Genomic DNA, 13,118 nt, shown 5'->3' with positions numbered 1-13,118 from the left:
TACAACTTAGCAAGATAGGTTCTCATGGCAAAAAGTCGGTTATTTCGTTCAACCATGGTGGTCAGCAGTATGACCATGTTATCGCGTATTTTAGGTTTGGTACGTGATGTTGTATTGCTAGGGGTTTTTGGTGCAGGTGGTTTGATGGATGCCTTTTTGGTCGCCTTCAAAATCCCAAACTTCTTACGACGACTGTTTGCAGAAGGTGCGTTTAGCCAAGCTTTCGTGCCAGTACTGTCCGAATACAAAGAAAAGTACAGCTTACAACAAGTGCAGATTTTGGTCAGTCGCACCTCGGGCGCATTGTTGCTAGTGTTATCGATGCTTACGGTGGTGGTCATCTTAATCGCACCTTGGGTGGTGACGTTGTTTGCCCCTGGGTTTGCCGATCAACCCAACAAGTTTGCCATCACTGCTGAATTACTGCGTCTTACCTTTCCGTATTTGCTATTCATCTCTATGACAGCCTTTGCGAGTGGTATTCTGCAAAGCTACGGTCGTTTTGCCGCACCCGCCTTTGCGCCAGTGCTGTTGAATCTGTGTATGATTGGTGGGGCGCTGATTTTTGCGCCAATGTTTGATACACCCATCATGGCGCTTGGCTATGCCGTTGCTATCGCAGGCTTGCTACAGTTCTTAATTCAACTGCCGCAGCTCTGGCAACAAAAGCTGCTTGTCGCACCAAAGATTGACTTCCAGCACGAAGGCGTTCGTCGAATTTTGAAACTGATGTTACCTGCTATCTTTGGTGTTTCTGTCACTCAGATTAATTTACTATTAAACACCATCTTTGCCTCGTTAATGATTGGCGGTTCCGTCTCTTGGCTCTATGCAGCTGAACGTATGAGCGAGTTGCCATTAGGTCTAATTGGCGTGGCGATTGGTACTGTCATATTACCAAGCCTATCAAAAAGTGAAGCTCAAAAAGACGACGTCAGTTTTAAAAAGACCATCGACTGGGCAGCACGTCTTATTATCTTGGTCGGTGTGCCTGCCTCGGCTGCCCTATTTGTACTGGCAGATGTATTAATGCAAGCACTATTTTTACGCGGTGAGTTCACCTTACGTGATGCACAAATGAGCTCACTGGCTCTACGTAGTATGGCAGGTGGTATCTTAGGATTTATGCTTATTAAGATCTTTGCCCCTGCATTCTTTGCACGTCAAGACACCAGAACTCCTGTCAAAATCGGCATCATCTCTGTCATCGCCAATATGATCTTTAGTGTTATTTTTATCGGAATATTCTATTTCTTAGAGATACCACTACATGGTGGTCTGGCATTGGCTACGACTGGCGCTGCTTTTGTAAACGCAGGCTTGCTATATTACTTCTTGCACAAGCGTGATATTTTCCGTTTCGGTCCGCATTGGAAAAAACTATTTACGCAGTTTGTTATCTCGACTGGCTCTATGATTGGCGTGCTTTATTTTATGCTACCTTATTTTCCTACCGATGAGGCTCAGTGGCAACGTATCGTCGCGCTGATTATTATGTGTGCCGTCGGAGCGCTGGTTTACGGTGTGGTATTGCTAGCGACTGGTTTCCGTCCGCGTCAGCTAAAGCACGGTTAGGATAGAGTATAAGTATAAGTATAAGCAAACTCATGGCAGGCTTACGAAACCAAAACAAGCCTGTTATGAGAAATGACAATGCTCGCTGCTGATAATTGTCATAATAGATCATTAATGAATACATGACATTTGAGGTTTAATATGACAACGAAACAGCCAATCTTCCAGCGCTTACCAATTCTGCTAGCAACTGGTGTACTAAGCACTGGATTACTTATTGGCGGCTGTAGCAATAATGAGTCGGCTGAAACTGCTACCGATAATGATGATGTGGCAGCGACCGTTGATACCTCAGAAGACGTCACATTAGACAATGATACGACTGACCAAGCAGAGATTGCTGACAGTGCTAGCGAAACAGGCGAAATTACAGATGGCACTGAAGATAAGACGGCGATTGATAGTGACAATATTAATCCAGTCACTGAAGCGGCCGAACAGAAAAGTCTAGTGACCAATCCGACTCAAGCCGGTACGCCAGAGGATACTGTCAAGCAAGCCCTAAACAGCTTATATTACGGTGACGTGAAGGATGCGGCGTCATATTACCAAGTCGATATGGCAAACTTCGAAGAAGAGCTTGCCAATACTCAGTCTGCATTTCAGCAAACGGTGGATGGCGTTACGATTACTGATACCAAATACAACGATGACAAAACTCGTGCCACCATCACTGGCGAGCTGATGCTAAAAGGACAGAACGAACCTGCACCACTGACCTACCAGCTACAGAAGATAAAAGGTCAATGGAAGATTTTAGGTTAGAACGTTTTAAATTAAATTGTTCCAGGCGCTTTATCTGAGATATCATCTGATGTCATTGATTTACCAAGCATCACAACATCAGCGATAAACCCTTCCATATCACAAACTTCAGGCATATAACCCCATTGCTCAAAGCCAAGCTTACAGAATAATCCTAAGCTTGGATGGTTGTGAGCAAAGACGAGGGCGATGATATTTCGAATACCTAGGCTTGGTGCTTGCGTCAACATCCAACGAGTCAGCAAACTGCCTAACCCTTTGCCTTGATAATCTTGATTTAGATAAATGCTAATCTCGGTACTAATGTGATAGGCCGTACGCGCGTACAAATCGCTGAAGCTGCCCCATGCGACTATTGGCGCCTTTGTCTGAGCTCCATCATCTGATGGTAGTACTTTGACCACATATATCGGTCTGGTTGTGCTATCCAAATGTTCATTAAACCAAGCAGCACGCTCCTCTAGCGTAACCAATGCAAGATTGGCTGTTGCTTGTTTGCCCGGTATGCTTTGATTATAAATGGCTAAAACTTCTGGTAAATCTTCTTTACTTGCACGCTGCACAACGAACTGATCGGTAAGCTGATATGTCGATAGGTCGGTTGGTATAGTATTTAAGGCAGCAGCAGACATAAGATCTCCATCGTTGTCGAGATTGTTGTTAGGGTTGGTATTAGCATCATTGGCAATAAAGAATAGCCACCCTATGCGCCATACTTGCATTACACGTAGACTATAGGATGTTAGTGTGGCTATTTTACTTTATAATGGCTGGTTTTAGACACATCAATTTTAAGCATAGATGTGTTTTTTCGTTTTTTATTTGGTCTCATCATAGCTGAAAACTTATGAAAACCTATTTTCTTGAGCAACTGATTTCGTCGCCACACACCTCATCTACGGACACCGTCCCAGTAGAGTTGGCATCTTGCGTGCTCACTATCGGCAATTTCGACGGTGTGCACCTTGGTCACCAAGCCATGCTAGCCCAAGTTCGTGAGATTGCGCATACCCAAGATTTGGGTGCAGCGGTCATGATATTTGAGCCGCAGCCACGCGAGTTTTTTGCACCTGCTAAAGCGCCTGCGCGCCTGACCAATCTGGCAGAGAAGCAAGCACTGCTAGCAGAATATGGTGTTGAAACATTGATCGTAGCAGGGTTTGATACAGAATTTCGCTCGCTATCAGCACAAGCATTTGCCGATATATTAGCCAAGCGTTTGAACGTCAAAGCGTTGGTGTTGGGCGATGACTTTCGCTTCGGTCATGATCGTACTGGCGACAGTCAGTTTTTGCGTGGCTATGGTTTGGATGTGACCAACCTGCATACGGTCACTGATAGTAATACTGATGATAGTGTTGATAGCGACAGTGTTGATACTATCGATAACGACGCTGCCCGTATCAGCTCTACTCGTGTGCGTGATTTACTATTGGCAGGTAATATTCAAGCAGCCAACCGGTTACTTGGTCGTGACTATGCAATCACAGGAGTGGTTGTGCGCGGCGATCAGATAGGTCGAACGATAGACTTCCCTACTGCAAATATCGATTTGCAGCGTATAAAGCCTGCCTTGCATGGTATTTTTGCGGTCGACGTGGTGAGCTTAGATGACAATGGTAATGTGATCGCTGATGGTTTGACTGCGCTTGCCAACGACGGTCATACAGGTGTTGCCGGCTTGCGTCCGCATAGTTTGTTCGGCACGGCTAATATTGGCAAAAGACCTTCTGTCGATAAAGGTGATGACTGGCGTCTAGAAGTTCACTTTCCGCAGTTGCAAGCTGATTTGTACGGACTGAACTTACACGTGCGTTTCCTACACTTTTTGCATGGTGAGCGTCGCTATGATGGAATAGAAGCCTTAAAAGCGGGTATTCATCAAGACGTCGCAGATCTACTTGAGTGGCGCAAAAAGCAAATTTGATGTTTAGTGTTAAACCAGACATAAAAACCCCCGCGATATTAAGACTATCGCGGGGGGTTTTATGTCTATAAATATTTATGCATCAGGATGTAAACGGACATTTAGCTCATCAATGGTTTCTACCCATGCGGCATCTTTTTGCCATTCCTCTTGCAAAAACATACGCTGATTATCTGTCCAAATACTAGACTCTGTCAGTTTTTCTTCGCTAGCTAGTTGGTTTGCTGCGATAAAACTATCAATTGCCTCGTCAGAGCTGTCTAGGCCTAACTGAGCAAATAACTCATTCATACTATATTCTGGTTCACCCAACATAAATTTCTCCTTAAATGGTACGAATAGGATCGTACTTATTGTTTAATGTGCTTATTATTTAAATTGACATATTCATTGTAGCAAGCTTTATTTTAATAGCTGTTAATCAACGTTTATCTAACGTTATCAATTGTATTAACGGTAAATTGCTTTTATTCATTTAAGACAGCAAGCTAAATTGCTCTCATTTGCCTATTTCCTATAGACATAAAAAAAGCCCTCACATTTCAGAGGGCTTTTTCGTGCTACTTATCTTTACTACTTAAATCATAGCTTACTGGATAGCAGCTTAGATTTACGGTAGTAAATGTGCTACTGCATCACGCTCTTCACTAAGCTCTTGCTCGGTGGCAGCCATTTTCTCTTTAGAGAAATCTGATGATACATCAACGCCGTCTACGATAGACCAGTCGCCGTTAGCGCATGTGCATGGGAATGAGTAGATCAAACCTTCAGCAATACCGTATTCGCCGTTTGAGTAAACGCCCATAGATACCCAATCGTTCTCGTCAGTACCTAGTGCCCACGTACGCATGTGTGCGATAGCAGCGTTGGCAGCAGAAGCCGCAGATGATGCACCGCGAGCTTTAATGATCGCAGCACCGCGCTGTTGTACTTCTGGGATATAAGTCGCTTCGTACCATTCACGATCAACTAAATCTAGCGCAGGCTTACCGTTTACTGTACAAGCGGTTAGGTCTGGATACTGAGTTGACGAATGGTTGCCCCAGATGATCATTTTTTTCACGTCATTTACAGTGCTGTCAGTCTTACCAGCCAACTGTGCCATAGCACGGTTATGGTCTAGACGAGTCATTGCAGTGAAGTTGCGTGGATCAAGATCTGGTGCATTGCGCTGAGCGATAAGTGCGTTAGTGTTGGCAGGGTTACCGACTACCAATACTTTTACATCACGGCTAGCGACTTCGTTCAATGCTTTACCTTGTGCTGAGAAAATCGCAGCATTGGCTTCTAGCAAATCTTTACGCTCCATACCTGGGCCACGAGGACGTGCACCAACCAGTAAAGCGTAATCGATATCTTTGAATGCGACATTAGCATCGTCAGTTTGGACGATACCAGCCAACAATGGGAATGCACAGTCTTCTAGTTCCATGACCACACCCTTTAGGGCGTCAAGAGCTGGCGTAATTTCAAGTAATTGCAAAATAACTGGCTGATCTTTACCTAGCATCTCGCCAGATGCAATACGAAATAGCATCGCGTAGCTGATATTACCAGCGGCACCAGTGACGGCAACACGTAAAGGCTGTTTCATTGACATTGAATACTCCCTAATTAATTATTAGATAATTCTAATGAACGATTATCATTTTAGATATCGACTTGTTTGCCGCATAGCAGCATGTATAAACCGAGAGCTAGTGTAGCACTTCATCGCAGTGACCGTCTAGATACAGTCATAGACCCGTCAGGGATTATATTGTTACATTTTATACGAGAGGATTTCTGCAGAGGCTAAGCGCTTACGGATAAAGCGCTAGAGGGCTTTAGCACATAACAACTCAAGCACATTTTCACTATGCTATACGTAGATATAATGGTCAAAATAGGCAGTTTTCACTATTAGATTGAACTAAATGAAATGAAAAATGGTATCAAAAAAGAGGTTTAAGCAGATAACTAAGTGAAGATTATCGCCCACCTGAAATGATAAATTTACTGCCACAGCTGTCTACAACGTCATGACAAGTCCCAAAATCACTACCCTCATAACACACGTGTATATCAGTGAGTATCGATTGGCGACGGCTGCCTTCTTGACAGATGAGGTCCACACTATTTGAAGACATACCACTATTGAGGCGGGTCATTTGACTGATAAATCGTGATTTGGAAACGGTATAACTATTACCCGTATTTAGCTCATTCGGTAGTTTTAATCCACCTGCATAGTTAGTAATCTGCCGAAAGTAACTGCTGGCGCTAAGCGGACTACAGGCTCCATAGCGTTGCCACGTTTGGCTACGTACCGTTGTGTCAGGCATGATACGGTTGACAACTTTTAGTTGTAGCGGTGTAAGGCGTGGCTCACTACCACGACCGCAGCGCTCACCATATCCCATATCCAGACCAGATACAGTCAACGAATACCCTTCTAAACACTGGCGCATACGTGCCCGCGTCGGCTGCATATTACATAATGCTGGGGTCATCTCAATCATCAATACGCGCTGACCAGTCTTAACCGTGCTAGCCGCCTGTGCTGGTAGCAGCATAACGCCTTGTATAAGCAGTAAAGCGCCAAAGCTCATCGTCGCTTTGACACTGCCTACGCTATGTTTACTAGCCAAACCTGCACGCAATTGCACCATAGAGTTAGCGACCTTATTGCTCAGGTCTGTATCCGTCTTTGTATTTGCCTTCGATAAAAAGCATATCCGATTAGATAACGAATATTTGGTTTTTGGCGACGTAGACAGACTAAAATATTTTTTGATCATAGGACTGAAGGCAGTTAGTTAGCAATGATAAGACATAGGCTATAACTTAAATCATTAGACGCGATACATAAAACACGCATTGACCTAAGAACAAGACTGAAAAATAGGGTTTCTCATTAAGGCAATGGTAACAAAACGTTTTTTTTAATCTATAGCAAAAACGTAAACGTTGACGACATCGTCAGGAATCTCGATAAATGTTGATAAAGCACTGAAGGATAACGGCCGTGAAATTTACCTTAGCTAGATGAGTGCTGCTTGAGCAAATCAGAGTTGATCAATTGACAAAGCAAATTAGCAGATAAAAATAAACCACTAACAATAAATCATTAGTGGTTTATCAAATGCAAGTTCAGTGATTAAAATCCAGCTGGCACCGTACCCATACGCTGAGTAATCGGCTGACCACGACCCAACAGACTGCTATAAATAGTGGCGTTTTCCATCACGTGTTTGACATAGTTACGTGTCTCAGGGAATGCAATCGACTCTACATATTGATCTGCGGCAAGTGAGCCATAAACTGGCTGCCAGCGTTTGGCATTATTAGGTCCAGCATTATAGCCTGCGGTTGCCAATACTGGTTGATAATTGAGTTTGCCCAAGATATCACCCATATACCACGTACCATAGCGGATATTGGTATCACCGCTATTGGCACGGCTCGCACTATACGTCTCGCCTAGGTTACGAGCGATATATTTTGCGGTATCAGGCATGACTTGCATCAGTCCACTCGCGCCTACGTTTGAGCGCGCAGAAGATACGAAACGGCTTTCTTGACGCATAATACCGTACGCCCATGCTGGATCAATACCTGCTGCCTCACTATAACGTACGACTGCGCTTTGATGCGGCATTGGATGCGAGAGTGCTAAGCTATCCACCCTATCAGTATTATCAACCGCATAAATCGATCGATCGAGCCAGCCCATATCATAGGCTTGACGAGCAGCGGCAATAATTAAATTGTCATCACGATTGTCACGAGCTTGCTTCACTGCCCAGTTCCACTCGCGGTTGGCATAAGCACGACTGGCTTCAGAGTTGTATAACGCAAACGCACGGGCAAAGTTGGCATCTTGCATGACGCGCGCGCGGTCAGCAGTACTGACATTGGGCAAATTACTACCACCTAAACGGCTAGCATCAAAACGCTGCCCTATTTTATCTTTTGCCATCAGGCCATAGTAGTCATTACTCTTTGCTAGGTTCTGATACATTTTTTTGGACGTATTACGCTTGCTACTATCGCTTGACTGCTCATAGGCACGAGCTAGCCAATACTGCCACTGGGCTTCTTTTTGCGTTTCGCCGTCCATTTTTGAGATGGCTTCCACCACATCATCCCAACGACCGAAGCGAATCGCTGCCATAGCGTAATCTTCTGCTTCTTCAAAATTAAAGTCATTGTCCAAACTATTGCGGAACCAATCCACTGCTTCAGCGTTAAAGCCATCGTCAGTGTTGTGATTCATACGCTGCACGCCAAGCGTACGATAAGCATAGCGCCGGGTTTCGTCATTCAACAATTTGACCGCGCGCTGATTGTCTTGTTTGATATCAAACTCTAACTGTAACGCTGCCTCACGATAAGACTTGTCAGCCATACGGCCGATTGCGTACATATATAGGTATTGATTGGTTTGGCTTGCAGGCTCACGACCAAAACGGCTAAAGAAAGAAGACGGATTAAGCTGAATTTCACTGAGCGCCGAATAAGCAATTGGCGTACCAAGGCGTGAGGACAATGCCATAATATCACCGGTCTTGCCTTTACGTAGCATACGTTTCAGACGAGCAGCACGATCTTGATTACTAATCAGCGCGTTGTTGTTCATCTCCATCGCTAACTGATCGCACAATGCTGGTTGCTTTTTAGTGGTTAGCCACACATCAGATTTGGCTGCCATAGCACGCATAGTATCACCGCCATTATTAAACCCAAGCGCAACGGCACAGCGCTCACTGGCATCGGCATTGGTAATTAAATTCGCGACTTGACGTACTGATGCATAATCATTTGACCCCGCTTTGGTCTCCGCAAAATCCGCAACCAATTTCTCAGCCATGACCGTATCTGGATACTGACGCACAAACTGCGAGACGGCCGCTGAACTCTGTGAATTGAGATCTAGATTCATACGCCAATAGGTCGGATACATCGCAAACAACCCACCGCTCATGACTTGCTCATAGTTATAGAGCTCGCTTACATCACCGCGGTCTGCGGCGATAGCGGCTGCCATAAATGAGTCAATACTACTGTCTTGTTGATAGTTACCTTCTTGTTGGTAGCTTTCCTCATCGCCCCACGTCAACTCGGCACAAGCGACTTGTGACACACCAAGTGCACTGACCGCTGTTGCCACGCTCAACGCGCTCAACCGTAACGTACTGGCTGCGATCCGCTTCGACGCGCGCTTTTGACTGATTGATTCTTCATCCTTGATGCTATGCGCAACACGCAACTTTGTCATACTGACTCTCTTTATGATATCTCTACAAATATATGAATAACGGTTCGCTAAGTACCGCCAAGGGTATAGCAATCATCATACTATACTCATTGTGCTTTCAACTATCTCCTTTACCTTTTGTTAATAAATAGGACAGCACGGTGTAACATAGAAGTGATAACGAGCCGCAGTTTTTATGAATAGTAATATGAACGACAGTAAATAATTGATACTGCTATGAATTATTTATCATATTGATACCCCATCGCTCGTGCTAATTTTTCACATTGGCACAGGGTTGTGATAAAATACGCCACCTGTTAATCGGCTACTCCGCTATATTTTTGGTCAATCATGGACTTATCCTTATGAGTGTTACTGTATTCAATCCCCGCATCGATGACGATGCTGTTGCTGAGACGACTGTCACCGCACGTGCTGTCACTGCACTCAAAGAAGCAAGTTCAGCCCAAGCGCCCGTCGAAAAAGCAGCGACAAAAAAGGTCTTTGTCACGACACAAGGCTGTCAGATGAATGTCTATGACTCTGGCAAAATGCTAGACGTGCTCGGCGATTCGCATGGTATGGAAGTCACTCACGATATCGATGAGGCCGATGTACTACTGATGAATACCTGCTCTATCCGCGAAAAAGCGCAAGAAAAAGTCTTTTCGGAATTGGGCCGCTGGCGCAAACTAAAAGAAAAACGCCCTGACCTTGTCATTGGCGTTGGTGGCTGCGTCGCTTCACAAGAAGGCGATAATATTCAAAAGCGTGCGCCTTATGTCGATATGGTATTTGGCCCGCAAACCTTGCATCGCCTGCCAGAACTATATGACCAATCAAATGAGCAACGTGAAATTGCGCCTAAAAATCGTATTGGTACGATTGATGTGTCGTTCCCTAGCATTGAGAAGTTTGACTTTTTGCCAGAGCCAAGAGTAGAAGGCTACAAAGCGTTTGTCTCTATAATGGAAGGCTGTTCAAAGTATTGCTCATTCTGCGTTGTTCCTTATACCCGCGGTGAAGAATTGTCACGTCCACTCGATGACGTATTGGCTGAGATTGATAGCTTAGCAGCGCAAGGCGTGCGTGAAATCAACCTCTTGGGTCAAAACGTCAACGGCTATCGCGGTGAAAAAGATGATGGCAGTATTTGCCGTTTTGCCGAGCTATTGCATTATGTCTCGCATGTCGATGGTGTCGAGCGTATTCGCTATACGACCAGCCATCCGCTTGAATTCACTGATGACATCATTGATGCGTATGCACAATTGCCAGAGCTGGTATCACACTTACATCTACCGGTTCAAAGTGGCTCAAACGCTATCTTGGCAGCGATGAAGCGCAATCACACCATTGATGTTTATATCAATCAGATTAATAAGCTTAAAGCCATTCGTCCTGATATTCACTTGTCGAGTGACTTTATCATTGGCTTCCCTGGTGAGACAGATCAAGACTTCCAAGATACCTTGAACTTGGCGAAAGAGTTGAACTTCGATCACTCTTATAGCTTTATCTATTCTAAGCGTCCAGGTACGCCAGCCGCTGAGTTGCCAGATGATGTGAGCTTCACCACCAAGAAAGCTCGTTTGGCTGAATTCCAGAAAGTCATCATTGACTCAACACTTGCCAAAACGCATGAAATGGTCGGCACCACGACTCGCGTCTTGGTTGAACAAGTTGCCAACCGTCATCCTGATTGCTTAATCGGTACGGCAGATAATACTCGTACCGTTATGTTCCCTCATGATGTTGAGAAAATGGATGAGCTGTTAGGTAAACTTGTGAGCGTACGTATTACTGATTTCGTTAGTCCGCACATGGTGAAGGGTGAGCTAATCGAAGTATTGGCATAACCGTTACAACATAGTTACGAGTAAATAAGAAAAGGCCATTCACTATTATAGTGAATGGCCTTTTTTGTCGTTTAAATTTAATATTAGAACGAATGCTCGCTATTCTGAGAGCCAGTCTGTCTGCCGTAGCTGCTGCTTAGTTTCGCGGCGGCGTTTTTTCCGGACGATATCGATATCCTCTTTTTCATGAATACCACCTTTTCTTAATAGTGGATCCAGTGCCAAGTAGTTGCGCGGCTTGACTGTGCCTAGCGAGTGTTGCACACCTGTCTCAGCTTGCTGCTCTAACTGTCGTTCAATCTGTTTGGCCTTTTTTAAGGTTTGTTTTAAGCTCATATTGTTACCTATATTTTTAACAACTCTAAATCTGTTTTATATGTTCGAGTGACAGCATAGTGGGATCACGACTAGGAAATCGAGCGCAAATAGTACACTTCGTACATTTAGCTCGATTGACACCGTCGTGACTCCCTATGGTTTTACTCATTAGCCTTTAATACACATGACCTGCTTAAGCGTATGCACCACCTCAACCAAATCCGTTTGATTGGCCATCACTTCATCGATGTCTTTATACGCTCCGGGTATTTCATCTATGACACCTTTGTCTTTGCGACACTCGACGCCATCCGTCTGCGCTTTTAGCTCGTCGATGGTAAATGCTCGCATGGCTTTACCACGGCTCATCTGTCGTCCTGCCCCATGCGAACACGAGCAAAACGATTCAGCTTCGCCCAGACCACGTACGATAAAGGACTTTGCGCCCATAGATCCTGGGATAATCCCAAGCTCACCAGCATAGGCACTGATCGCACCTTTACGCGTCACATAGACTTGCTCACCGAAATGCACCTCTTCATTGACATAATTATGATGACAATTGATGGCTTCTTTGGTCAGCTGAAATCGTGGTAATCCCGCTTGTGGCGACTGCAAGGACTTAATCACCAAACGCATCATCTCGCGGCGGTTCTCTAACGCGTAGTCCTGCGCCCAGCCTACTGCTTCGACATAGTCAGCAAAACTATCAGACCCTTCGGCAAAGTAAGACAAATCTCGATCTGGCACATGACCAAAGCGCGATTGACGCTCTTTTTTTGCTAAATTGATAAAGTACTGGCCGATACAATTACCAATACCGCGGCTGCCAGAATGCAACATCACCCAGATATCGTTGTTTTCATCCAAGCACAACTCAATAAAGTGATTGCCACCACCGAGTGTTCCCAACTGCTTCGCCCACGTACGCTCAAAACCTTTAAGCATTTTGAGTAAACCTGGATGCTTATCAGTAATCGGTTTGAGGCGTTTGCCCAACGGATCAAGCGTTGAATTTTTGGCTTGGATTTGCTTATGCATATTGAAGCCGACTGGCACTTGTTGCTCCACTACTGAGCGTAATGACCGTAAGCTATCAGGCAGATCGCTCGCTGTCAGGGACAAACGTACCGCGTTCATACCGCAGCCAATATCTACCCCAACTGCGGCAGGAATAATGGCAGACTTGGTCGGAATCACGCTGCCAACGGTTGCGCCTTTACCCACGTGTACATCAGGCATGACCGCAATGTGCGAATGTACAAACTCTAGCTGAGCCAAGTTACGTAATTGCTGCATCGCACCTTGCTCAACATCGGTGGTGTAAATTTTGACTGGTACGCCGTGTTTGCGATTTTTGTTTAATACTAATTGAATGCTCATAACTTGTTATTTCCATTTTGTTATTTTATAACCATGCATTTTTTATAAT

General features: G+C 44.8%; 11 protein-coding genes. 4 read left to right on the top strand and 7 right to left on the bottom strand.

The features are described 5' to 3' along the window. The first annotated feature begins 24 nt into the window (after positions 1–24). On the top strand, positions 25–1,575 hold the full coding sequence (gene murJ / locus CXF62_RS02380) for a murein biosynthesis integral membrane protein MurJ (protein WP_102092753.1): 1,551 nt from the start codon (positions 25–27) through the stop codon (positions 1,573–1,575). A gap of 141 nt (positions 1,576–1,716) precedes the next feature. Further along, positions 1,717–2,340, top strand: a complete 624-nt coding sequence (locus CXF62_RS02375; RefSeq protein WP_102092752.1) for a hypothetical protein — start codon at positions 1,717–1,719, stop codon at positions 2,338–2,340. A gap of 11 nt (positions 2,341–2,351) precedes the next feature. Here CXF62_RS02375 and CXF62_RS02370 read toward each other — a convergent pair whose 3' ends face one another. Continuing rightward, entirely contained in the window at positions 2,352–3,062 is a 711-nt protein-coding gene (locus CXF62_RS02370) for a GNAT family N-acetyltransferase (protein WP_228153138.1), read from the bottom strand. 125 nt (positions 3,063–3,187) lie between these two features. Here CXF62_RS02370 and ribF point away from each other — a divergent pair, with 125 nt between their 5' ends. Further along, positions 3,188–4,267 carry a riboflavin biosynthesis protein RibF gene (ribF, locus tag CXF62_RS02365; protein ID WP_102092751.1) on the top strand — a complete coding sequence of 360 codons (1,080 nt, stop codon included), beginning with the start codon at positions 3,188–3,190 and terminating at the stop codon, positions 4,265–4,267. A 75-nt stretch (positions 4,268–4,342) separates the two neighbouring features. On the opposite strand, the gene CXF62_RS02360 is transcribed toward ribF, so the two are convergent. The 4 genes from CXF62_RS02360 to CXF62_RS02345 all read right to left on the bottom strand — a co-directional run bounded on the left by CXF62_RS02360 (position 4,343) and on the right by CXF62_RS02345 (position 9,527). Then, positions 4,343–4,582: a DUF2789 family protein gene (locus CXF62_RS02360; protein ID WP_102092750.1), complete on the bottom strand. Its 240-nt coding sequence runs from the start codon at positions 4,580–4,582 to the stop codon at positions 4,343–4,345. Positions 4,583–4,877: 295 nt separating this feature from the next. Further along, positions 4,878–5,861: a malate dehydrogenase gene (locus CXF62_RS02355; RefSeq protein ID WP_102092813.1), complete on the bottom strand. Its 984-nt coding sequence runs from the start codon at positions 5,859–5,861 to the stop codon at positions 4,878–4,880. 376 nt (positions 5,862–6,237) lie between these two features. Further along, a complete protein-coding gene (locus tag CXF62_RS02350; RefSeq protein ID WP_228153137.1) occupies positions 6,238–6,918 on the bottom strand; it encodes a T2 family ribonuclease in 681 nt (226 codons plus the stop codon). Positions 6,919–7,406: 488 nt separating this feature from the next. Next, the gene (locus tag CXF62_RS02345) at positions 7,407–9,527 is read right to left on the bottom strand and encodes a lytic transglycosylase domain-containing protein (protein WP_102092749.1); all 2,121 of its coding nucleotides are present in this window, start codon (positions 9,525–9,527) and stop codon (positions 7,407–7,409) included. 347 nt (positions 9,528–9,874) lie between these two features. Here CXF62_RS02345 and miaB point away from each other — a divergent pair, with 347 nt between their 5' ends. Further along, positions 9,875–11,368, top strand: a complete 1,494-nt coding sequence (gene miaB / locus CXF62_RS02340; protein WP_102092748.1) for a tRNA (N6-isopentenyl adenosine(37)-C2)-methylthiotransferase MiaB — start codon at positions 9,875–9,877, stop codon at positions 11,366–11,368. 99 nt (positions 11,369–11,467) lie between these two features. On the opposite strand, the gene CXF62_RS02335 is transcribed toward miaB, so the two are convergent. Both CXF62_RS02335 and CXF62_RS02330 read right to left on the bottom strand, forming a co-directional pair. Then, positions 11,468–11,704, bottom strand: a complete 237-nt coding sequence (locus CXF62_RS02335) for a hypothetical protein (protein WP_102092747.1) — start codon at positions 11,702–11,704, stop codon at positions 11,468–11,470. Between the two features lie 150 nt (positions 11,705–11,854). Further along, entirely contained in the window at positions 11,855–13,069 is a 1,215-nt protein-coding gene (locus tag CXF62_RS02330; RefSeq protein WP_102092746.1) for an RtcB family protein, read from the bottom strand. Positions 13,070–13,118 lie beyond the last annotated feature (49 nt).

The sequence above is a fragment of the Psychrobacter sp. MES7-P7E genome (assembly GCF_002863645.1).
In the GTDB taxonomy this organism is placed as follows: domain Bacteria; phylum Pseudomonadota; class Gammaproteobacteria; order Pseudomonadales; family Moraxellaceae; genus Psychrobacter.
This window is presented reverse-complemented; position numbering and strand designations above follow the sequence as displayed.

Excerpts from the sequence above, each read along its gene's own strand:
- murJ (WP_102092753.1), top strand. The coding sequence starts at position 25 with ATGGCAAAAAGTCGGTTATTTCGTTCAACCATGGTGGTCAGCAGTATG.
- CXF62_RS02375 (WP_102092752.1), top strand. The coding sequence starts at position 1,717 with ATGACAACGAAACAGCCAATCTTCCAGCGCTTACCAATTCTGCTAGCA.
- CXF62_RS02370 (WP_228153138.1), bottom strand. The coding sequence starts at position 3,062 with ATGCAAGTATGGCGCATAGGGTGGCTATTCTTTATTGCCAATGATGCT.
- ribF (WP_102092751.1), top strand. The coding sequence starts at position 3,188 with ATGAAAACCTATTTTCTTGAGCAACTGATTTCGTCGCCACACACCTCA.
- CXF62_RS02360 (WP_102092750.1), bottom strand. The coding sequence starts at position 4,582 with ATGTTGGGTGAACCAGAATATAGTATGAATGAGTTATTTGCTCAGTTA.
- CXF62_RS02355 (WP_102092813.1), bottom strand. The coding sequence starts at position 5,861 with ATGAAACAGCCTTTACGTGTTGCCGTCACTGGTGCCGCTGGTAATATC.
- CXF62_RS02350 (WP_228153137.1), bottom strand. The coding sequence starts at position 6,918 with ATGGTGCAATTGCGTGCAGGTTTGGCTAGTAAACATAGCGTAGGCAGT.
- CXF62_RS02345 (WP_102092749.1), bottom strand. The coding sequence starts at position 9,527 with ATGACAAAGTTGCGTGTTGCGCATAGCATCAAGGATGAAGAATCAATC.
- miaB (WP_102092748.1), top strand. The coding sequence starts at position 9,875 with ATGAGTGTTACTGTATTCAATCCCCGCATCGATGACGATGCTGTTGCT.
- CXF62_RS02335 (WP_102092747.1), bottom strand. The coding sequence starts at position 11,704 with ATGAGCTTAAAACAAACCTTAAAAAAGGCCAAACAGATTGAACGACAG.
- CXF62_RS02330 (WP_102092746.1), bottom strand. The coding sequence starts at position 13,069 with ATGAGCATTCAATTAGTATTAAACAAAAATCGCAAACACGGCGTACCA.